General features: G+C 66.3%; 17 protein-coding genes. 2 read left to right on the forward strand and 15 right to left on the reverse strand.

The window, feature by feature from the left end; genetic code table 11:
- Positions 1-29: 29 nt before the first annotated feature.
- The 6 genes from rpoS to ASD15_RS16185 all read right to left on the reverse strand — a co-directional run bounded on the left by rpoS (position 30) and on the right by ASD15_RS16185 (position 6,397).
- On the reverse strand, positions 30-1,052 hold the full coding sequence (gene rpoS / locus ASD15_RS16160) for an RNA polymerase sigma factor RpoS (RefSeq protein ID WP_057155955.1): 1,023 nt from the start codon (positions 1,050-1,052) through the stop codon (positions 30-32).
- 5 nt (positions 1,053-1,057) lie between these two features.
- Positions 1,058-2,020 carry a peptidoglycan DD-metalloendopeptidase family protein gene (locus tag ASD15_RS16165; RefSeq protein ID WP_057155956.1) on the reverse strand — a complete coding sequence of 321 codons (963 nt, stop codon included), beginning with the start codon at positions 2,018-2,020 and terminating at the stop codon, positions 1,058-1,060.
- 32 nt (positions 2,021-2,052) lie between these two features.
- Positions 2,053-2,970, reverse strand: coding sequence for a protein-L-isoaspartate(D-aspartate) O-methyltransferase (locus ASD15_RS16170; protein ID WP_057155957.1), 918 nt, complete (start codon positions 2,968-2,970; stop codon positions 2,053-2,055).
- Entirely contained in the window at positions 2,967-3,704 is a 738-nt protein-coding gene (surE, locus tag ASD15_RS16175; RefSeq protein ID WP_057155958.1) for a 5'/3'-nucleotidase SurE, read from the reverse strand. Before surE ends, ASD15_RS16170 begins: the two co-directional genes overlap by 4 nt.
- 126 nt (positions 3,705-3,830) lie before the next feature.
- A complete protein-coding gene (locus tag ASD15_RS16180; RefSeq protein ID WP_057155959.1) occupies positions 3,831-5,780 on the reverse strand; it encodes a KGGVGR-motif variant AAA ATPase in 1,950 nt (649 codons plus the stop codon).
- 8 nt (positions 5,781-5,788) lie between these two features.
- Positions 5,789-6,397: a toll/interleukin-1 receptor domain-containing protein gene (locus ASD15_RS16185; protein ID WP_057156120.1), complete on the reverse strand. Its 609-nt coding sequence runs from the start codon at positions 6,395-6,397 to the stop codon at positions 5,789-5,791.
- Between the two features lie 198 nt (positions 6,398-6,595).
- On the opposite strand from ASD15_RS16185, the gene ASD15_RS16190 reads away from it, so the two are divergent.
- Positions 6,596-7,576 (forward strand): NADPH:quinone oxidoreductase family protein, encoded by a 981-nt coding sequence (locus tag ASD15_RS16190; protein WP_057155960.1) that lies wholly within the window; start codon positions 6,596-6,598, stop codon positions 7,574-7,576.
- Positions 7,577-7,861: 285 nt separating this feature from the next.
- Here ASD15_RS16190 and ASD15_RS16195 read toward each other — a convergent pair whose 3' ends face one another.
- Both ASD15_RS16195 and ASD15_RS16200 read right to left on the reverse strand, forming a co-directional pair.
- Positions 7,862-9,919 (reverse strand): ATP-dependent DNA helicase, encoded by a 2,058-nt coding sequence (locus tag ASD15_RS16195; RefSeq protein WP_057155961.1) that lies wholly within the window; start codon positions 9,917-9,919, stop codon positions 7,862-7,864.
- Positions 9,920-9,960: 41 nt separating this feature from the next.
- On the reverse strand, positions 9,961-10,161 hold the full coding sequence (locus ASD15_RS16200) for a YdcH family protein (protein ID WP_056394845.1): 201 nt from the start codon (positions 10,159-10,161) through the stop codon (positions 9,961-9,963).
- A gap of 139 nt (positions 10,162-10,300) precedes the next feature.
- Here ASD15_RS16200 and ASD15_RS16205 point away from each other — a divergent pair, with 139 nt between their 5' ends.
- Complete coding sequence (locus ASD15_RS16205) at positions 10,301-11,107, forward strand: PP2C family serine/threonine-protein phosphatase (RefSeq protein WP_057155962.1); 807 nt, start codon at positions 10,301-10,303, stop codon at positions 11,105-11,107.
- A 20-nt stretch (positions 11,108-11,127) separates the two neighbouring features.
- Here ASD15_RS16205 and ASD15_RS16210 read toward each other — a convergent pair whose 3' ends face one another.
- From ASD15_RS16210 to ASD15_RS16240, 7 genes are all read right to left on the reverse strand, one after another.
- Entirely contained in the window at positions 11,128-11,847 is a 720-nt protein-coding gene (locus ASD15_RS16210) for a hypothetical protein (RefSeq protein ID WP_082551888.1), read from the reverse strand.
- 13 nt (positions 11,848-11,860) lie between these two features.
- Positions 11,861-12,958, reverse strand: coding sequence for a cell division protein ZapE (zapE, locus tag ASD15_RS16215; RefSeq protein WP_057155963.1), 1,098 nt, complete (start codon positions 12,956-12,958; stop codon positions 11,861-11,863).
- A gap of 83 nt (positions 12,959-13,041) precedes the next feature.
- Positions 13,042-14,475 carry a dihydrolipoyl dehydrogenase gene (gene lpdA / locus ASD15_RS16220; RefSeq protein ID WP_057155964.1) on the reverse strand — a complete coding sequence of 478 codons (1,434 nt, stop codon included), beginning with the start codon at positions 14,473-14,475 and terminating at the stop codon, positions 13,042-13,044.
- 35 nt (positions 14,476-14,510) lie between these two features.
- Complete coding sequence (locus tag ASD15_RS16225; RefSeq protein WP_057155965.1) at positions 14,511-14,846, reverse strand: PspC domain-containing protein; 336 nt, start codon at positions 14,844-14,846, stop codon at positions 14,511-14,513.
- Between the two features lie 59 nt (positions 14,847-14,905).
- A complete protein-coding gene (gene odhB, locus ASD15_RS16230; RefSeq protein WP_057155966.1) occupies positions 14,906-16,159 on the reverse strand; it encodes a 2-oxoglutarate dehydrogenase complex dihydrolipoyllysine-residue succinyltransferase in 1,254 nt (417 codons plus the stop codon).
- A 72-nt stretch (positions 16,160-16,231) separates the two neighbouring features.
- Complete coding sequence (locus tag ASD15_RS16235; RefSeq protein ID WP_057155967.1) at positions 16,232-19,087, reverse strand: 2-oxoglutarate dehydrogenase E1 component; 2,856 nt, start codon at positions 19,085-19,087, stop codon at positions 16,232-16,234.
- Positions 19,088-19,298: 211 nt separating this feature from the next.
- Complete coding sequence (locus ASD15_RS16240) at positions 19,299-20,240, reverse strand: LysR family transcriptional regulator (RefSeq protein ID WP_057156122.1); 942 nt, start codon at positions 20,238-20,240, stop codon at positions 19,299-19,301.
- Positions 20,241-20,339: the final 99 nt, after the last annotated feature.

The following is a 20,339-nucleotide window of genomic DNA, read 5'->3' on the forward strand; positions in this document are numbered from 1 at the left end:
ATCGGCGGGTGAGCCTTGCCTGGCCCGCCCTACAACAGCGAGTCGCGCACCACGCCGCGCGCGGCCATCGCGCGTTTCAGCTTGACCAGCGCTTCCTGCTGGATCTGGCGCACCCGCTCGCGCGTGACGCCCATCTCCTCGGCCAGCGTTTCCAGCGTGGCAGGATCGTCGTTGTCCAGCCCGAAGCGGCGCATGATGACGATGCGCTGCTTGTCCGGCAGCTTGGTGAGCCAGTCGCGCACCAGCACCGTCATTTCGTGGTGCTCGGCGCGCGCGTCCGGCGCATCCTCGCTGTCGCCGGGCAGCATGTCCATCAGCGACGACTGCGGGTCGTTGTCGAGCGGCGCGTCGAGCGAGGTGGCGTGCTCGGACAGCGCCAGGATGTCCTGCACCTCCTCCACCGGCCGGCCCACCAGTTCGGCGATATCCTCGGCGGTGGCGTCCTTGCCGTTGTGGTGCTGCGCTTCCAGGTGGTATTTGCCGCGCAGGATCTGGTTCAGTTCCCGCACCATGTGCACCGGCAGGCGCACCGTGCGGGCCTGGTTCATGATGGCGCGCTCAATGCTCTGGCGTATCCACCAGGTGGCGTAGGTCGAGAAGCGGAAGCCGCGCTCCGGCTCGAACTTGTCGATGGCGCGCATCAGGCCGATGTTGCCCTCCTCGATCATGTCGAGCAGGACCACGCCGCGGTTGATGTAATGCTTGGCGATGGACACCACCAGCCGCAGATTGTGCTCGATCATGGTCTGGCGGGCGGAGAAGTCGCCGGCCTTGGCCAGGGTGGCGAAATGCACCTCCTGCGGCGCGGTCAGCAGCGGCCGGGTGCCGATCTGGTTCAGATAGTGCTGGGTGGTGTCGGTGGACAGTTCGGCGGCCAGCACCTTTTTCAGTTCATCGACGCTTTCCAGCACCGCGCCCACTTCCGGCGCGGCCGCGCCCTCGCCGCCTTCGCCCTCACCCTCGCCGTCGACAACTGCATCGTCGATCTGCTCGTCCGGAAAATCGTCCGGCAGGGCATCGTCATCCAGGCGGTCGTGCGGCGAGTGTGTCATGGTAGCTAGCGGTTAGGCAAAAACTTCGATGGATCGACCGGTTTGCCCTGCTGCCTGATTTCAAAGTGCAGCTTGACGGCGTCCGTGTCCGAATCCCCCATTTCTGCAATCATCTGGCCCTTGTTCACGCTCTGCCCTTCCTTTACCAGGATGGTCCGGTTGTGCGCATAGGCCGACAGCAGGCTATTACTGTGCTTCACAATAACGAGATTACCATATCCACGGATGCCGCTGCCGGCATACATCACTTTTCCTGCACCGGCGGCCATCACCTGTTGCCCGGCTTTCCCGGCGATGTCGATGCCCTTGTTCTTGCCTTCGTCGAAGGTGGCGATGACGCGGCCTTCGGACGGCCAGGCCCAGCTCAGTTCACGGTCCTCGGCGCTCAGTTGCACGGCGGCGGCGGCGGGCGCCGCAGGCGCGGCCGCCGGGGCGGCGGCCTGGGCCGGACGCTCGCTGCGCGCCGGCGGCGGCTTGACCGCGCCGTTGACGGCGCCGCCCTCGTCGCCGCGCTGCAGCTCGGCCAGCGCCCCCTCGCTCCACGGCCTCTTCTCGCCGCGCGGGCCAGTCTTCTTGGGCACCGGCTCGGGTTTCACTTCGGTGGTGCCCGGCTGGGGCACGGCCACGGTCTGCACGCCGCCCACCGATTCGGGCGGCTGCACGCGCAGCACCTGGTCCACCTTGATGTCGTTCGGGTTGGTCAGGTTGTTCCAGGTCACCAGGTCGCGGTAATTCTGGCCATGGTCGAGCGCGATGCGGATCAGGGTGTCGCCTTTTTTCACGGTATACAGGCCGCGCTCCTCGCGCTCCTTCTGCGCGTCTTCGCTGGGCGAAGGCGGCCTGGCGGGCGGCGACGTCACCATGGGCGTGGTGCGGTCGATCACGGGCGCCTGGTTCGGCACGGTGGTACAGGCGCTCAGCACGCACAGGGAAATGCTCAGCAGTAACAGGGAACTCTTATTCGTCATACTCATCTTAGTTTGTCTTCTTCAGCCGGACCTTACACGGTTCCGGAGCGCAGGGGCACGAAATGGCAGTCTTCCAGCGTCTGGCTGGTCCATTCGGCCTTGCCCAGCCGCGTCACCAGCTCCAGGTGCTGGGCGCGGGCGCCCACCGGGGCGACCAGGCGGCCGCCGATGGCGAGCTGTTCAAGCAGCGCTTGCGGCACTTCCAGGCCGGCTGCGGCCAGGATAATACCGTCGAACGGGGCGGCCTGAGGCAGCCCTAGCATACCATCTCCGTAATGCAAGCGTAGATTCGGTAGCCGCAGCGGCCGCAAATTGCCCTTGGCAAGCTCGTGCAGCGGCTTGATGCGCTCGATGGAAAACACCTCCTGCGCCAGGCAGGACAACACCGCCGCCTGGTAACCGCAGCCGGTGCCGATCTCCAGCACGCGCTTGAGCTGGCCGCCGTTGCGCATCACCTCGATCATGCGCGCCACGATGTAGGGCTGGGAGATGGTCTGGTGGTGGCCGATCGGCAGGGAAGCGTCGATATAGGCTTGCGCAGCGAGCGCCTCGTCCATGAACATATGGCGCGGCACCGCTTCCAGCGCGCCCAGCACCACCGGGTCCTTCACGCCCTGCTTGGCCACGCGCGCCACCATGGCGCGCCGCACCGCGTCCGACACCAGCGGATTCTGGCGCGGCGCGGCGGCCGGCGCGGCCTGCGCGCGCTCCAGCGCATAGGTGTGCGAGCGCGACGGCATGGCCGTGGGCGCACTGCCCGGGCGCACCGGCGTCCCCGGCACCGCCCCTACCCGCACGCCCGGATGCGTGCCGCCCAGCGCTGCGTTGCGGGCGGCGTTCTGCGTGGCCGTCTGCGGCGTGGCCACAGGCGAGAACACGGCGGGCTTTTTCTGCGCCTTGTCCACGACAGAGGACAGCGGCAGCGGGAAGGTGCGGTGTTTATCGGTCATGCCAGGCCCTTTGCCAGCGTCTCGAGTTGGGTACGGTGCGTCAGGTCCACCTGCAGCGGCGTCAGCGACACCTGGCCGTGGGACACCGCGTGGAAATCGGTGCCCGCGCCGGCGTCCTTGCAGGCGCCGGGCGGGCCGATCCAGAAAATTTCGCGGCCACGCGGATCCTGCGAGCGGATCACCGGTTCGGCCTGGTGACGCCGGCCCAGCCGGGTTGCCGTGAATGGCCCCATGTCGGCATACGGCCGGTTCGGGATATTGACGTTGAGCAAGTACGGCTTGGCCAGCGCATCGACATAGCGCTGCACGATGTCGCGCGCCACTTTGGCCGCGTCCTCGATGTGTTCCCAGCCGTAGGCGCCCTGCGAAAAGGCGATGGCGGGAATACCGAACAGATAACCCTCGGTGGCGGCCGCCACGGTGCCGGAGTACAGGGTGTCGTCGCCCATATTGGGGCCGTTGTTGATGCCGGACACCACCAGGTCGGGCTTTTCGGCCAGCATGCCGGTCAGCGCGATGTGGACGCAGTCGGTCGGCGTTCCGTTGACAAAATAGAATCCATTGGCCGCCTGCTGCACCGACAGCGGCCGGTCCAGCGACAGCGAATTGGAGGCGCCGGAGCGGTTGCCTTCGGGCGCGACGACCACGATGTCCGCTATGGGCGCGAGCGCTTCCGCCAGGGCGTTGATGCCGGGCGCCAGATAGCCATCGTCATTACTAATTAGGATACGCATGGCTGGGATTTTACCCGAAGCAACGGCACGCCAGCACATGCCGGCGGCCGCCCGGGTCAAATTTAGTGCCCCTGCCGCGACGCCGGGCGGCGCTCCCGCGCGCGGTCCGCAGGCCGCGCCGGTCCGCTAGCCGCGCGGCGCGGAGGACGCCTCCGGCAGCGGCTCGCCGCAGGGCGCGTCGGCGCGCTGCAGCAAGTACGGCTCCGCATGGCAGGCCTGCACTTGCTGCTCCACGCCGGGCGTGCGAACTGCCGGGTCCGCCGCCGGCCCGGCGGCCAGCTCGGCCGGCATGGCGGCCGGCCGCGCCGCGCCGCGCCGGCGGACCTGGGCCGGCGCCAGCGGCGGCGACCCGTAGTGCGCCGCCTCCTGCTGCGCGCCGCGCTGGCCGGGCAAGCCCGGCTGCGCCAGCGGTCCACGCTGGCCGGCCGCGCACGCCTGCTGCCCGCTGCCCTCCATTTTGGCCAGGGTCTGGCCCAGCGCCGCCGCCACGCGCAGCGTGTCTTCGTGCTCGGCGCCCAGCAGCCGCGCGCGCACCGCCAGCACCTGCTCCTGCGCCTGCCGCGCCAGTTCCAGCTCGCCCGACAAATAATGCATGCCGGCCCGCGCCGCCAGGCTGGCCAGGGTCAGCACATGCTCCGGTCCCAGCAGCCGCATCTGGATCTGCAGCACTTCTTCCTGCCGGTCCAGCGCGGCCTCGAAATAGCCCTGCCGCGCCAGCGCGCCGGCCTGCGCCGAGCACGCCTCCAGCACGTCCGGATGCTCGCCGCCCAGCAGCCGCGTGCGCGTTTCAACCACGCAGCGCAGCAGCATGCGCGCCTGGTCCAGCTCGCCTTCCAGCAACAGCACGCGCGCCAGTTGCGCCTTGACGGCAGCCGTCTCCAGATGCGCCTCCCCCACCACCTTCACATGCAGCGCCAGGCTCTCGCGCAGGGCCAGCACGGCGGCGGCGCTGCGGCCCTCGTCCGCGTACAGCAGGCCCAGCCGGAACAGGTCGCGCGCCAGCGTCATGCTGTAAGCGCTGCCGCCCTCCAGGGCCCGGCGCGACTGCGCCACCGCCGCCAGCAGCGGTATCTCGCGCCGCGAGTGCCAGGGCGGATGGCCGCCGGCCAGCCAGCCCAGCAGCGCCTCGTACGAGCGCGTGACGGAATAGCGGTCGGCCAGCGGCTCGCCGCGCACCGCCAGGCGCTCGCCGCGCGCCAGGCTGTGCGACTGCGGCAGCTGCACCTCGTCGAAGTAGCTTTCCAGCGACAGTTGCTGCAAACCGTAGGCCTCGCCCAGCGCCTGCTCGAACACCGGCTGGTAGCCCGGCAAGCCGGTGGCCGGGTCGCCGCGCCGGCACAGGGCGCGCTGCGCGCTGTTTTCCATGTCGGTGCGGGTCGGCAAGGGGTAGATCAGCAGCGGACGCTGCTCGTCCTCGTGGCTGCGGCGGTAGGTGGTGGCGCGCTGCACCAGTGCCTGCAGCCCGTCCAGGCTCTGGCGGTTCGCTTCGAACAGCAACACCAGCCGGGTCGGCAGCAAGGTGGTGCAAATACCGCTGATGTCGTTGCGGCCGCTGCGCGCATCCACCAGCACGTGGCGGAACTGGCGCGCCAGCATGTCCGCGAAGCTGCGGAACAGGGCCGGGCACAGGTGGAACAGCGCCTCCCAGTTGAACGCGGCCACGCGCTCGGCGTAGCCGGCATCGAGGCAGCCGGCGCGCATCAGGTACAGCGGGCGGCTCTGGTCCACCCGCACCACGTAGCGCTCCCAGCCCACCGCGTCGAGCACCTGCCTGGCCAGCGCCGCGTCGTCCAGCGCGGCGCCGCGGCGGCTGCGGCGCTGCAGCTGGTCGCGGCAGGCGGTAAACAGTTCCAGCACTCCCGGCCCGTCCGCCGCCGGTGCGACATACTGGTGCAGGCCGGGAGCGTCCAGGTCCCAGTCCACCATCAGCACCGGCACCGTGGCCTGGCTGCGCCCGGCCAGCAACATGGCCAGGTTGGCCACCGCCATGCTGCGGCCGGCGCCGCCCTTATGCGAGTGAAAGGTAATGACGTCGCCGGGCGTGGCCAGCGGCGGCAGCAGGTGCGGAAGTTCCATGGTTCACCTTAGCGGGGAAAGTGGGGCGGCGGAGTGGCGCGCCACTCCTCGGGGATGGGCGGCAGCACGAAGCGGCTGCAATCATGGCCGGGCGGGATGCTGGACTTCAGGTAATGGTAGTGGGCGGCGATGCGATGGACGATTTTTTCGATGTCGGGCAGGAAGTCGGGATTGGTCTTCAGGTCGCCGCTGGCCAGCGTGTAGCGCGAAAAGTCCACATACATGCCGGGGTCCGTGATCTGCGGCGGCAGGCTGAATGGGTGGCGCGTCATGATCACGGGGATGATCAGGTGGCTGGGCAGCGGATACCACAGGCGGCGCTCGCTCTCGATCTGCTGCATGGCGGCGAACTCGCGCCGGGTATAGCCGTGCGCCTCGTACTTGGGTGTATAAATGACGATCATGCACACGCTTTCGCACAGCGCGGTGGCGATGCGCCGGTCCAGGTCGTCTCCGCCGCCGAGTTGCTCGGTGTCGATGAACAGTTCGCTTTCGTTGTCAAAATGCGGCTCCAGGTAGCACTTGAGGGCCTCGGCCAGATCGTTCTTGAAGCGGATCATATGGGGATGACGCCCGTGCGCGTAACTGAAGAAACAGCCGTAGCGGATAGTCGACATGGCAGCCTCCTGCTTGCTCATTGAATCCACTGTAGCGCGCTGGCCGCACCGCGCTTTGCGAAAACGCAAACGCGCATCCCGCCGTGTCAGCTCCGGGTAAGCAAGCGCGCGGCGGCAAAGTAAGCGCCACGGCCGCGCGGAACCGGCGTAGAATAAAACGACCGTACTATTTAATAACGATTACACACTGGAGACCGCATGAAAGCCATCGTATGCAAAGCCTGGGGCCTGCCCGACACCCTGGTTGTGGAAGCGTTGCCGGACCCGCAAGCGGCGCCCGGCCACGTGGTGCTGGACGTGCAAGCGGCCGGCGTCAACTTCCCGGACGTGCTCATCATCCAGGGCAAGTACCAGTACAAGCCGGCCCTGCCCTTCACGCCCGGCAACGAAGTGTCGGGCGTGGTGCGCGCGGTGGGCGAAGGCGTGAGCGGCTACCGGGTGGGCGACAAGGTCATTGCGTTCGCGGCGCACGGTGCCTTCGCCGAGCAGCTGGCGGTGCCGGCGCAGGCCTTGATGCCGATGCCGCCCGGCATGGACTTCGACACGGCGGCGGCCATCACCCTCACCTACGGCACCTCGCACCACGCGGTGGTGGACCGCGCCGCGCTGCGGGCGGGCGAAACCATGCTGGTGCTGGGCGCGGCCGGCGGCGTGGGGCTGGCGGCGATCGAGATTGGCAAGGCGCTGGGCGCGCGCGTGATCGCGGCCGCCTCCACGGACGACAAGCTGGCCGTGTGCAAGGCGCACGGCGCCGACGCGCTGATCAACTACAGCAAGGAAGACTTGCGCGAGGCAGTCAAGGCGGCCACCGGCGGCAAGGGGCCGGACGTGGTGTACGACCCGGTGGGCGGCGACTACGCCGAGGCCGCGTTCCGCTCCATCGCCTGGCGCGGGCGCTACCTGGTGGTGGGCTTCGCCAACGGCGAAATCCCCAAGCTGCCGCTCAACCTGGCGCTGCTGAAAGGGGCGTCGCTGGTGGGCGTGTTCTGGGGCGAGTTCGCCAAGCGCGAGCCGCAGGCCAACCTGGCCGGCATGATGCAGCTGCTGGGCTGGCTGGCCGAAGGCAAGATCAAGCCCCACATCTCGGCCCGCTACGCGCTGGCCGACACGGCGCAGGCGCTGAACGACATGGCCGCCCGCAAAGTCACCGGCAAGGTCGTCATCAATCCCCAGGCCTGACCAGCCTGAGCCGCACACCCCAAAATCGGGGTCAGACCCCGATTGAGGCTGCGTGCGGCAGAGGCTGCTTGTAAGCATCGCGGCAACTGGGAAGGAATTGACTGACGCCGATTGCGGACAAGGCTGATTGCAAGCGCACGGTGTGCCATGCCGCATCGAATCCGCCATCCTGGACGCCGCGCTTCGCTGCCTGCCGGCCTGAGCCGCAATCCCGTCCATTCGGGGTCTGACCCCGAATGAGGGAAAATGCGGCTCAGGTGGCTTGCGGGGTTGGCGGGAGGGATGTCAGGAGGGGCTGGCTTGGGCGTCGGCGGGCGGGACGCCTTTGAAGAAGTCGATCACGACTTGGGCTTCGCGGGTGCGCTTGAAGGGGGGCAGACTTTGCCAGACGCGGCGGCCGTAGGGCTTGGTGATCACGCGCGGGTCGCACAGCATCAGCACGCCGCGGTCGCCTTCGTCGCGGATCAGGCGGCCGGCGCCCTGCTTGAGGTTGATGATCGCTTCCGGCAGCGTGTGGTGCATGAAGCCGTTCAGCCCCTGCTTTTCCATCACTTCGATGCGCGCGGCCAGCACCGGGTCGTCCGGCGGGGCGAACGGCATCTTGTCGATAATCACCAGCGACAGCGCTTCGCCGCGCACGTCCACCCCTTCCCAGAAACTCTGGCTGCCGATCAGCACGCCGTTGCCGGATTTGCGGAACTGGTCCAGCAGCTCGGTGCGGCCCTTGTCGCCCTGCACGAACAGCGGATACGGCAGGCCGCGCTGCTCGAATTCGCCGCGCAGCCGTTCGGCGGCGCGCTTGACGGCGCGCAAGGTGGTGCACAGCAGGAAGGCCCGCCCCTGCGACGCTTCGATGATCGGCAGCGCCGCGTCCAGCACGGCGTCGGTGTAGCCCATGGAATTTGGGTCCGGCAAGCCCTGCGGCACGTACAGGATGCCCTGCTGCTCGTAGTTGAACGGGCTGGGCCAGGTGCGGGCCGGCTCGCCGGTCAGCCCCATCTGCTCGGCGAAGTGCTTGAAGTCGTTCTTCACGGCCAGCGTGGCCGAGGTGAAGATCCAGCTGCGCGGCACGCCTTCGCGCTGGCCGTTGAAGATGGGCGCGATGGACAGCGGCGTCTTGTGCAGCTGTAGCGAACTGGTGTAGGCCTCCACCCAGTAGACCGCTTCCTCGCCCTTGTCCACCTTGGCCTTGGGATCGAATTTCCAGTCGCGCAGCGCGGTCATCAGCTCGATGCCGCGCATGCGGCACTGGTCCAGCGTCTCGGCCCGCTCGCCCTGCTTTTCCAGCACGGCCAGCATGCCGTCCAGCTCGTCCTTCAGGGTTTCCAGCGCCGGGAAGAAGCCGCTCGACGGGGCGATCTGCGGCAGCGACAGGCGCACGATATCCTGCGGGAAGGTCAGGCGCAGGTCGCGCGCGGCCTTCTCCACCACCGTCACCACCTTGCCCCAGTCGGCGCCGTCGCGCGCGTGCGCCAGGCCTTCTGCCAGCACGTCGCGGCACAGCTCCAGCACCTGCGAAGTGGAAAACGTGTCGCCGAAGAACAGGGTGGCGGTGTCGGGCAGCTGGTGCGCCTCGTCGAAGATGATGGTGTTGGCCGACGGCAGCAGTTCGGCCACGCCGGTGTCCTTCAGCGCCACGTCGGCGAAGAACAGGTGGTGGTTGACCACCACCACGTCGGCCTGCTGCGCTTCCTTGCGCGCCTTCATCACGAAGCAGTCCTGGTAGTACTGGCACTCGGCGCCCATGCAGTTGTCGCGGGTCGAGGTGACCAGGTTCCAGATGGTGGCGTTTTCCGGCACCCGCGCCAGCTCGGCCTTGTCGCCGGACGTCGTCATTTTCAGGAAGCGCGAGATCTCGCGCAGATAGCCGACATCCTCGCGCGAGGTCATGCGGCCGTTCTGCAGCGTGCGTTCCAGGTGGTAGTGGCACAGGTAGTTGCCGCGCCCCTTGAGCAGCGCCACCGACACCGGCGCCTGCAAGGCCGCGCGCACGGTGGGGATGTCGCGCAGGAACAGCTGGTCCTGCAGGTTCTTGGTGCCGGTCGAGACGATGGTCTTGCCGCCCCACATCAGCGCCGGCACCAGGTAGGCGAAGGTCTTGCCGGTGCCGGTGCCGGCCTCGGCCATCAAGGTGCTGCGCCCGTCGATGGCGGCCGCGATGGCCTTCGCCATCTCGGTTTGCGAACGGCGCGGCCGGAAGCCGCCCACTGCCGGGCTGAGCGGTCCGCCGGGACCGAACAGGCGGTCGATCTCGGCGTCGTGCTTGCCGGGTTCGGCGTGCTGGTCGGTGGCGGGCGGGGCGCCGGGCGCGGATGCGTCAGCCGTGAGTCGGGGATCGGTCAAAATAAGCTAAGATGGGGCTGCCGCACGCGATACAGTGCGGTTCAGGCGGGTACGTCGGGCACCAATTGCATTTTCAGCAAGGTGATGTAGTCTTTGAGCTGCAGCTTGCGTTTCTTCAGGCGGCGCAACTGGAGCTGGTCGTGGTGGCCGTCCAGGGTCAGCATGTCGATGACCGCGTCCAGGTCGCGGTGTTCCACGTCGAGCTCGATAATGCGGCGCTTGATTTCTTCTACGTCTGTCATAGGGTACAGGATCTCGGTTCTGCTCAGTTCTGTTATATTTCCCAACAGTTTCGCCTGGTCAACAACCCTACGCTTGCAACAAAACTGCTTACCGGTGCATAGTTTAACTCAGCGCACAGATGCAGGCTAGCCAGTCCATATGAGCAATTACAAAATCGAAGCCGGTACCGCCCAGCATCTGGGCAACCGGCCGCAACAGAATGACCGCGCCGCGCTCTACACGGCGCCGAGGGCACCGGGCTACGTGATGGCGGTGCTGGCCGACGGCATGGGCAGCGGGGCCACGGCGCCCGAGCAGGTGCTGCACACCAGCAAACAGCTGTTCGACGACTACCGCGCCGGCGACACGGCCAACCTGGGCCGCCTGCAGGAACTGCTGCGCAGCATTGCGCAGGAGACCCACGAAGTGCTGGCCATGAATCCGCTGGGCGCCAGCGGCGAGCCGCAAACCACGCTGGTGCTGCTGGTGCTCACGCCGCAGGGCCAGGCCGTGTGGGCCCACGTGGGCGACTCGCGCCTGTACCGCTTCGCCGGCGCGCAGTGCGCCGAGCGCAGCGGCGACGCGGCCTATATCGAGCACCTGGTAAACGTCGACCGGCTGCCGCCCGAGGCGGCCAAGAAACACCGCAGCGCGCGCCTGCTGGTCAACGTGCTGGGCAACCGGCAGAAGGCGCCGTTTGTCACGCTGGGCGTGTACGAGGGGCTGCAGCCGGGCGATGCCTTCCTGCTGTGCTCGGACGGGCTGTGGCAGTACTTCACCGAGACGGAAATGGCCACCGTGGTGGCGCGCGGCACGCCGCGCAAGGCCGCGGAAATGCTGATCAACAAGGCCATCGAACGCGCCAAGGGCCAGGGCGACAACTGCAGCATGGCCATCATCAAGCTGGTGGCGCCGCCCACCGAGGCGCCCTCGTATACAGTGCAGAAGATGGGCAAGGCGGTTTAAAGCCGGCCTGGCGTGGCCGCTTACCTGGCTTTGGCGGCCTTGGCCGCAGCCGCCTCGGCATCCTTGGCGGCCTGGGCGGCCGCATCGGCCTCGCGCTTGCGGGCTTTTTCCGCCTTGGCGGCCTTCTTGGCCGCAACCTCGGCCTGGCGTTTCTCGGATTCGGCCTTTTTCTTCTCGAACGCGGCCACGCTGGCGGCGCGTTTCGGCGCCTCGGCCGCGTCCCTGGCCGCCTGCGCCTTCAGCTTGGCGTCGTGCCCGGCCTGGCGCTGCTCCTGGCTGGGGCCCGGCTTGGCGGCCGGCTTGGCCGGCTCGCGCTCGGCCGGCGGCGCGGGCGGGTTGGCGAGCCGGCCGGCCAGTTCTTCCTGGTCCTTCTTCATGCGTTCGGCCAGCTCGGCGTCGCGCTTGTCCACGGCGGCCTTGCGCTTGTACTGGTTGGCCTCCACTTCGACCGCGCGCAGCCCGGCCAGCGCCACGCGGCGCTTTTCCTTGACCGCATCCAGGCAGTAATTGACGAAGAACTTGGCGTTGCAGACCTGCTCGGCGGCGTCGTATTCGGCCTGCACGGCGGCACGGCCCTTGGCCACCTCGGCCAGGCGCGCGTCGGCCTGCTCGACCGAGTGCGACTGCGGGACGGCCGGTTCGCCCAGCGGCGCCTGCCCGATTTTCTGGGCCTGTGCCGGCAGCGCCGCCGCCAGGGCGGCGCTTGCGAGCAGCGCCGCCAGATTGAAGTACTTTGCCATGTTCATCCTGTCGTTACGACAGCGCTTCGGCTGCGCCGCGCTGTTCCTTGTCCATGTACTCGCGCGACTGCATCTCCACGATGCGCGACACGGTACGGTGAAATTCATTGGCCAGCATGCCGCTGGTGTACAGCTCCTCCGGCTCGACTTCGGCCGACATGATGAGCTTGACCTTCTGGTCGTAGAAGACGTCGATCAGCCAGGTGAAGCGGCGCGCTTCGGACGACTGGCCGGCCGACATCATCGGTATGCCGGACAATATCACGGTATGGAACTGGCTGGCGATCTCCAGATAGTCGTTCTGCGAGCGCGGGCCGCCGCACAGGGTGGCGAAGTCGAACCAGATGATGGTGCCGGCGCGGCGCAGCGCGCGGATCTGGCGGCTTTCAATGGTCACGTGCGGATCGTCGTCGGCGGTTTCGGCGATGCGGGCATAGGCTTCGCGCAGCTTGCGGTCGGTCTCGGCGCCCAGCGGCGTGTAGTAGGAATCGACCTGTTCCAGCGCGCGGCCGCGATAGTCCACGCCGGCGTCCACGTTCATCACGTCCATCTTCTGCTTGAGCAGGGCGATGGTGGGCAGGATGCGGTCGCGGTGCAGGCCGTCCGGGTACAGCAGCTCCGGGTCGTAGTTGGAGGTCATGATGAAGGACACGCCGTTGTCGAACAGGGCCGACAGCAGGTTGTACATGATCATGGCGTCGGCCACGTCGGAAATGTGGAATTCGTCGAAGCAGATCAGGCGGTACTTCTTGGCCACCTTGCGCGCCACTTCCTCCAGCGGATTGGCCACGCCCTTGAGCTCGTCGAGCTGGCGGTGGATGTCGCGCATGAATTCGTGGAAGTGCAGGCGCGTCTTGCGCACCAGCGGCACCACCGAATAGAAGCTGTCCATCAGGAAGGACTTGCCGCGCCCCACCCCGCCCCACATGTACACGCCGCGCGGCACGTCGGGACGGTTGATGAAGCGCTTGAAGCTGTTCGAGCGCCGGGCCTTGTAGTCAACCCACTCGTCGTAGCAAAGCTGCAGGCGGTCGACGGCGCGCTGCTGGGCGGCGTCGGCCTTGAAGTCGCGCTGCGTCAGCGCGTGCTGGTAGAACTCTTGGACATTCATGATGGTGTCGCTTTAATCGGCCGCCTAAAACGGCAAAAGGCCGGACGGCGCGTGCGCGCCCGTCCGGCCGTGGAAGCACTACCTTAGAAGTTCAGCGTGCGCTTGTCGATGGCCAGCGCGGCTTCTTTGGTTGCTTCGGACAGCGATGGGTGGGCGTGGCAGATGCGGGCGATGTCTTCGGCCGAGGCCTTGAACTCCATCGCCACCACGGCTTCGGAGATCAGCTCGGAAGCCATCGGGCCGATGATGTGCACGCCCAGGATTTCGTCGGTCTCGGCGTGCGCCAGGAACTTGACCATGCCCGAGGTGTCGCCCAGCGCGCGTGCGCGGCCGTTGGCCAGGAACGGGAAGGTGCCTGCCTTGTACGGCGTGCCGTCGGCCTTGAGTTGCTGCTCGGTGCGGCCTACCCACGCGATCTCCGGCGAGGTGTAGATCACCCAGGGAATGGTGTCGAAGTTGGTGTGGCCGTGCTGGCCGGCGATGCGCTCGGCAACGGCAACGCCTTCTTCTTCGGCCTTGTGCGCCAGCATCGGGCCGCGCACCACGTCGCCAATCGCCCATACGTTCGGCAGGTTGGTCTTGCAGTCGCCATCGACGGCGACGAAGCCGCGCTCGTCCAGCGCCAGGCCGGCCTTGTCGGCGCCCAGGCCGTTGGTGTTCGGGGTGCGGCCGATCGACACGATCAGCTTGTCGAACACGGCGGTCACGGCTTCGCCCTTGGCGTCGTTGTACTCGACGGTGACGTTGTCGGCGCCCTTGGTGACCGAGTTGATCTTGCAGCCCAGGGAGATTTTCAGGCCCTGCTTGGTAAACAGCTTGTTGGCTTCCTTGGCGATCTGCTCGTCCACGGCGCCCAGGAAGGTCGGCAGGCCTTCCAGCACGGTCACTTCGGAACCCAGGCGGCGCCATACGGAACCCATTTCCAGGCCGATCACGCCAGCGCCGATCACGCCCAGCTTGGCCGGCACGGCGTCGATTGCCAGGGCGCCGGTGTTCGACAGGATCAGTTTCTCGTCGAAGTCCGCACCCGGCAGCGCGCGCGCGTTGGAGCCGGTGGCGACGATGACTTGCTTGGCGTTAATGGTCTCGGGCGCCTTGCCGGTGATGGCGATCGGGTAGCCGTCGGCGGTCGCTGCACCTTCGAAGGCGGCACGGCCGTGGAAGAAGGTGACCTTGTTTTTCTTGAACAGGAACAGGATGCCGTCGTTGTTCTGCTTGACCACGGTGTCCTTGCGCTTGACCATCTGGCCCAGGTTCAGCGACAGGCCGGAGACGTCGATGCCGTGTTCCTTGAAGGAATGGCCGGCGTGCTCGTAGTGCTCGGACGACTGCAGCAGCGCTTTCGACGGGATGCAGCCGACGTTGGTGCAGGTGCCGCCAGGTGCCGGGCCGCCCTTTTCGTTGCTCCACTCGTCCACGCAAGCGACCGAGAAGCCCAGCTGCGCTGCGCGGATTGCGGCGATGTAGCCGCCAGGGCCGGCGCCGATGACGACGACGTCAAATTGTTTGTTGCTCATATTTATTCCTAATGAATTGGCTTGTTAGCGCTTTTTCAGGACTCGTCCGGGACGAAGATCCAAAGCAGCAGGTAAATCACCAGCCCGAAGCCGAAGCAGATCGTAAACAGCGTGAACACCAGGCGCCAGATCCACGACTCCATGCCGGACACCTTGCCCAGCCCGCCGCACACGCCGCCCAGCCAGCGGTCGCTGCGCGAGCGCCGGAAGCGGTTGAATTCGCTGGCGAAGTCGCTGGCGCCGCTGTCCTTGCTGAGCGACACCGGCGTGGTGTCGAGCAGCTTCTGTTTGGCGCGGGCGAATTCTTCGTCGCTCAGCGCGCCAGCCTGGTTGAGTTCGTGCAAACGCTTGATTTCTTCGGAAACGCTCATCGACACCTCGGGCTAAGGACTCCCCGGCCTCGAACGAGGCCGGGGGCATTACCAGTGAATTACAGGTCCAGCAGCAGGCGCGCCGGATCTTCCAGTGCTTCCTTCATGGCCACCAGGCCCAGCACGGCTTCGCGGCCGTCGATGATGCGGTGGTCGTAGGACATGGCCAGGTAGTTCATAGGACGGATCACGATCTGGCCGTTTTCCACCACGGCGCGGTCCTTGGTGGCGTGCACGCCCAGGATGGCCGACTGCGGCGGGTTGATGATCGGGGTCGACAGCATGGAGCCGAAGGTGCCGCCGTTCGAGATCGAGAAGGTGCCGCCGGTCAGGTCTTCCAGGGTCAGCTTGCCTTCCTTGGCTTTGGCGCCGAATTCGCCGATTTTCTTCTCGATGTCGGCAATGCTCATCTGATCCGCGTTGCGCAGGATAGGCACCACCAGGCCGCGCGGCGAACCGACTGCGATACCGATGTCGAAGTAGCCGTGGTAGACGATGTCGTTGCCATCAACCGACGCGTTGATGATCGGGTACTTTTTCAGGGCGGCCACGGCGGCCTTGACGAAGAAGGACATGAAGCCCAGCTTGACGCCGTGCTCTTTCTCGAACTTGTCTTTGTACTTGTTGCGCAGGTCCATCACCGGCGCCATGTTCACTTCGTTGAACGTGGTCAGGATGGCGTTGGTCGACTGCGATTCCACCAGGCGCTCGGCGATACGTGCGCGCAGACGGCTCATCGGCACGCGCTCTTCCGGGCGCTCGCCCAGGTTAGGCGCGGCTGGCGCGGCGACTTTCTGCAGCGCAGGCTTGGCGGCGGCCGGCGCCAGCGGGGCCGGTGCGGCAGGCTTCGGCGCGGAGGCTGCTGCCAGGGCGTCGCCCTTGGTCACGCGGCCGTCTTTGCCGGAACCGGCAACGTCGGAAGCGGACAGGCCGGCTTCGGACAGGATCTTGGCGGCGGCCGGCATGGCCACGTCGCCTTTCGAACCGCCGGCAGCGGCAGCGGCCGGAGCAGCGGCGGCGGCAGGCGCGGCGGCAGCGGCGGCAGGTGCCGATGGGGTGGCGCCGGCGGTAGCTTCGGTATCAATGATGGCGATAACCTGGTCGGCAACCACGGTGGCGCCGTCCGGCTGGATGATCTGCACGATCACGCCGGCGGCTGGTGCTGGCAGTTCCAGTACCACTTTGTCGGTTTCGATGTCGATCAGGTTCTCGTCGCGCGCGACGGCTTCGCCGACTTTCTTGTGCCAGGTGAGCATGGTCGCTTCAGCGACGGATTCCGACAGTTGTGGGACTTTAACTTCGATTTGTGCCATGAAAAAACTCCGTATTTTGTATTCTTTGATGCCCTCTGCCTGGGCCACATGCCTTAGCAGAGGGCGGGCCTATTACTTGGTGAGGATGAAGCCCTTCAGCTTCGAGAACGCGGTTTCCAGCAGGTCTTTTTGCTGCGCGTAGTGCTTGTCGTAGTAACCGACGGCTGGCGATGCCGAGGCCGGACGGCCTGCATATGCCAGGCGCTGGCCTGCGTCCATGCTTTCGAAGATGTTGTGCTGGATCTGGAACCAAGGGCCTTGATTCTGCGGCTCGTCCTGGGCCCATACCACTTCCGCCAGGTTCGGGAACTTCTTCAGTTCGGCAGCGAACGATTTGTGCGGGAACGGATACAGCTGTTCCACGCGCACGATGGCGGTGTCGGTCTGGCCGCGCGTTTTGCGCGCATTGACCAGATCGTAGTAAACCTTGCCCGAGCAGGCGATCACGCGCTTGACCTTCTTGGCGTCGATCTTCTCGTCCACTTCGCCGATCACGGTCTGGAACGCGCCTTTCGACAGTTCGGTCAGCGGCGAGCCGGCGTCCTTGTTGCGCAGCAGCGATTTCGGCGTCAGGATGACCAGCGGCTTGCGGAACTGGCGCACCATCTGGCGGCGCAGCAGGTGGAAGATCTGCGACGCGGTGGTTGGCTGCACCACTTGCATGTTGTTGTCTGCGCACAGCTGCAGGAAGCGCTCCGGACGCGCGGACGAGTGCTCGGGACCCTGGCCTTCGTAACCGTGCGGCAGCATCATCACCAGGCCGGAAGCACGGCCCCACTTCACTTCGCCGGAGCTGATGAACTGGTCGATCACCACTTGGGCGCCGTTGACGAAGTCGCCGAACTGGGCTTCCCAGATGGTCAGCGTGTTTGGCTCGGCGGTCGAGTAGCCGTATTCGAAGCCCAGGACGGCTTCTTCGGACAGCACGGAGTCGATCACGGTAAACGGCGCCTGCGATTCGGACACGTTCTGCAGCGGCACGTAGGTGCCGGCGTCCCAACGCTCGCGGTTCTGGTCGTGCAGCACGGCGTGGCGGTGCACGAAGGTGCCGCGGCCGGCGTCCTGGCCGGTCAGGCGCACGGCGTAGCCGGACGATACCAGCGAGGCGTAGGCCAGGTGTTCACCCATGCCCCAGTCCAGGTTCACTTCGCCACGGCCCATGGCGGCGCGGTCGGCCAGTACCTTCTCGACCAGCGAGTGCACTTTGAAGCCTTCCGGCACGGTGGTGACGCGGGTGGCCAGGCGTTTCAGTTCGGTCGACGGCACGGCGGTGTCGGCCGAATCGGTCCACTTGCGGTTCAGGAACGGCAGCCAGTCGACGGCGTACTTGTTCTTGAAGTTGGAGATCACTGGATCGACGGTGTGCTTGCCGGCGTCCATGGCGTCGCGGTAGGCGGCCACCATCTTGTCGCCGCCGTCGGCAGGAATCACGCCTTGTGCGCTCAGCTTGTCGGCGTACAGGCGGCGGGTGCCCGGGTGGGTGGCGATCTTCTTGTACATCAGCGGCTGGGTCAGCGCTGGCGTATCCTGCTCGTTGTGGCCCAGCTTGCGGTAGCAGATGATGTCGACCACGATATCTTTCTGGAACTGCAGGCGGTAGTCCATGGCGATCTGCGATGCCAGGACCACGGCTTCAGGATCGTCGGCGTTCACGTGCAGCACCGGCGCTTCGATCATCTTGACGACGTCCGAGCAGTAGATGGTGGAGCGCGCGTCGCGCGGATCGGAGGTGGTGAAGCCGATCTGGTTGTTGATCACGATGTGAACCGTGCCGCCGGTGCCGTAGCCGCGGGTTTGCGCCAGGTTCAGCGTTTCCATCACGACGCCCTGGCCTGCGAAGGCGGCGTCGCCGTGCACCAGGATAGGCAGCACTTGCGCGCCGGCCGCGTCGCCGCGGCGGTCCATGCGGGCCTTGACCGAGCCTTCAACCACCGGGTTGACGATTTCCAGGTGCGACGGGTTGAACGCCAGCGACAGGTGGACCGGGCCGCCTGCGGTGGAGATATCGGACGAGAAGCCCTGGTGGTATTTCACGTCGCCGGCCGGCAGGTCGTCGCCATGCTTGCCTTCGAATTCTTCGAACAGGTCTTTGGGTGCTTTGCCCAGGGTGTTGACCAGCACGTTCAGGCGGCCGCGGTGGGCCATGCCGATAACGATCTCCTGCACGCCTTTTTCGCCGGCGCGCTGGATGATTTCATCGATCGAGGCGATGAACGTTTCGCCGCCTTCCAGCGAGAAGCGCTTCTGGCCGACGTACTTGGTGTGCAGATAGCGTTCCAGGCCTTCAGCAGCGGTCAGGCGCTCCAGGATGTGCTTCTTCTTCTCTGCGGTGAAACTCGGGGTGGAGCGGATCGATTCCAGGCGCTCCTGCAGCCAGCGCTTTTCGGCCGGGTCGGAGATGTACATGTATTCCGCGCCGATGGAGCGGGTGTAGGTGTCGCGCAGGAAGTTGGTCAGATCGCGCAGGGTCGCGGTTTCAGGACCGAAGTAGGTGTTGCTGATGTTGAAGACGGTGTCCAGGTCGGCGTCGGTGAAGCCGTAGAAGCTCGGTTCCAGTTCCGGGATCGACGGACGTTCCTGGCGCTGCAGCGGGTCCAGGTTGGCCCAGCGGGAACCCAGGTAGCGGTAGGCGGCGATCAGCTGGGTGGCTGCCACGCGCTTGCGGCCCATTTCAGCGTCGGCGGAAGCGACCACGGTGCGGATCGGGCCGGCTTTGGCGCGTTCTGCGAAGGAGGCGATCACGGAGGCGTGGGCGACGTCCGGCTTGTTGGAGCCGTCGACTGCTGGCACGTGCTGCATGGAATCGAAGTACGCGCGCCAGTTATCGGGCACGGAACCTGGGTTGTCGAGATAGGCCTCGTACAGTTCTTCAACGTACGGTGCATTCCCACCGAACAGGTAGGAGTTGGACGACTGCTGCTGCATCATATTGCTCACCTTTCTTCGCGCTTCGCGAGATTAGCGGGTTAATCTAACCTTCCGCGACACGGCCTGACCGGTTAGCGGATTGCACATCAAGTTGTGGGGAAGGACTCGGTAATACGGTAGTTAAAAAAAAACGGTCGCTAAGGATAGCACGCGGTATTGTGTTCGAACAACCATACAAACACGAAAAATTGCGGGATAGGCAGGGTGTCAATCATGTCTTTTCCATAATTGGTATGCTGGCGGCGAGCCACGCCGGGTCGTGGGCGAACCAGCCCAGCAGGTGGTCGATCATGGCGCGCAGGGCCGGCGGCATGTGCTCGCGCGAAGTGTAAATGCCGTAAATCCCCATGCGTTGCGGACGCCAGCCCGGCAGCAGTTCCACCAGCCGGCCCGATGCCAGCAGCGGCGCGGCGGCAAAGCGCGGCTGCAGGGCAACGCCGGCGCCCTCCACCGCCGCCGCCAGCAGCGCCATCGACTCGTTGGCGGACAGATTCCCGCCAACGGGGACCTGCAGTCCGGCCCCGCCACCCTCGATCGGCCCGCCGGCCGGATCGAAGCGCCACACGCTCTTGCCGAAATAGCTATATGTCAGACAGTTGTGCTGCGCCAGCCCGGCCGGCTGCTGCGGCGCTGGCCGCTCAGCCAGGTAGGATGGCGCCGCCACCACCACGGAATCGCAGTCGCCCAGGCGGCGCGCGATCATATTGGCTTCCAGGCCGTTGGTGATGCGGATGGCCAGGTCGATGCGCTGCTCGACCAGGTTGACGGCGCGGTTGTCCACCTGCAAATCGATGGCGGTGCGCGGGTAGCGGCGCAGGAAATCGGTCACCGCCCCGGCAAGGGCGGCCTGGGCCAGCGAGTGCGAACTGGCCAGGCGCAGCAGGCCGTGCGGCGTTTCCGGCTCGCCGGCTGCGCTCATGCCGGCCGCCAGGGCCAGCATCTCGCGGCACCGCGCCAGCGTGACCTCTCCGGCCGCCGTCAAACTGACGCGCCGCGTGGTGCGGTGCAGCAGGCGCGCGCCGCACCATTCTTCCATTTCCGCCAGGTAGCGCGTGACCATGGCGCGCGACATGTCCAGCGCGTCCGCCGCCGCAATCATGCTGCCCCGTTCCGCGATCTCCTTGAATACCTGCGCCGCCGTCAGCCTGTCCATCATTGGTCCGATCCATGCAATTGAGAGTTGCAATTTACACTGTTTTTCAGACGAATGGATGGGCTTACACTGGCCTCATCAACTTCCCAACAAGGACTC

The organism is Massilia sp. Root351, from assembly GCF_001425045.1.
GTDB lineage: Bacteria > Pseudomonadota > Gammaproteobacteria > Burkholderiales > Burkholderiaceae_D > Rugamonas.

Bases quoted from the DNA above. Each gene is read 5' to 3' on its own strand.
- ASD15_RS16205 (WP_057155962.1), top strand. From the start codon at position 10,301: ATGAGCAATTACAAAATCGAAGCCGGTACCGCCCAGCATCTGGGCAAC.
- ASD15_RS16235 (WP_057155967.1), bottom strand. From the start codon at position 19,087: ATGATGCAGCAGCAGTCGTCCAACTCCTACCTGTTCGGTGGGAATGCA.
- ASD15_RS16170 (WP_057155957.1), bottom strand. From the start codon at position 2,970: ATGACCGATAAACACCGCACCTTCCCGCTGCCGCTGTCCTCTGTCGTG.
- surE (WP_057155958.1), bottom strand. From the start codon at position 3,704: ATGCGTATCCTAATTAGTAATGACGATGGCTATCTGGCGCCCGGCATC.
- ASD15_RS16180 (WP_057155959.1), bottom strand. From the start codon at position 5,780: ATGGAACTTCCGCACCTGCTGCCGCCGCTGGCCACGCCCGGCGACGTC.
- zapE (WP_057155963.1), bottom strand. From the start codon at position 12,958: ATGAATGTCCAAGAGTTCTACCAGCACGCGCTGACGCAGCGCGACTTC.
- odhB (WP_057155966.1), bottom strand. From the start codon at position 16,159: ATGGCACAAATCGAAGTTAAAGTCCCACAACTGTCGGAATCCGTCGCT.
- ASD15_RS16185 (WP_057156120.1), bottom strand. From the start codon at position 6,397: ATGTCGACTATCCGCTACGGCTGTTTCTTCAGTTACGCGCACGGGCGT.
- ASD15_RS16200 (WP_056394845.1), bottom strand. From the start codon at position 10,161: ATGACAGACGTAGAAGAAATCAAGCGCCGCATTATCGAGCTCGACGTG.
- ASD15_RS16240 (WP_057156122.1), bottom strand. From the start codon at position 20,240: ATGGACAGGCTGACGGCGGCGCAGGTATTCAAGGAGATCGCGGAACGG.
- ASD15_RS16225 (WP_057155965.1), bottom strand. From the start codon at position 14,846: ATGAGCGTTTCCGAAGAAATCAAGCGTTTGCACGAACTCAACCAGGCT.
- ASD15_RS16190 (WP_057155960.1), top strand. From the start codon at position 6,596: ATGAAAGCCATCGTATGCAAAGCCTGGGGCCTGCCCGACACCCTGGTT.
- ASD15_RS16210 (WP_082551888.1), bottom strand. From the start codon at position 11,847: ATGGCAAAGTACTTCAATCTGGCGGCGCTGCTCGCAAGCGCCGCCCTG.
- ASD15_RS16165 (WP_057155956.1), bottom strand. From the start codon at position 2,020: ATGACGAATAAGAGTTCCCTGTTACTGCTGAGCATTTCCCTGTGCGTG.
- lpdA (WP_057155964.1), bottom strand. From the start codon at position 14,475: ATGAGCAACAAACAATTTGACGTCGTCGTCATCGGCGCCGGCCCTGGC.
- rpoS (WP_057155955.1), bottom strand. From the start codon at position 1,052: ATGACACACTCGCCGCACGACCGCCTGGATGACGATGCCCTGCCGGAC.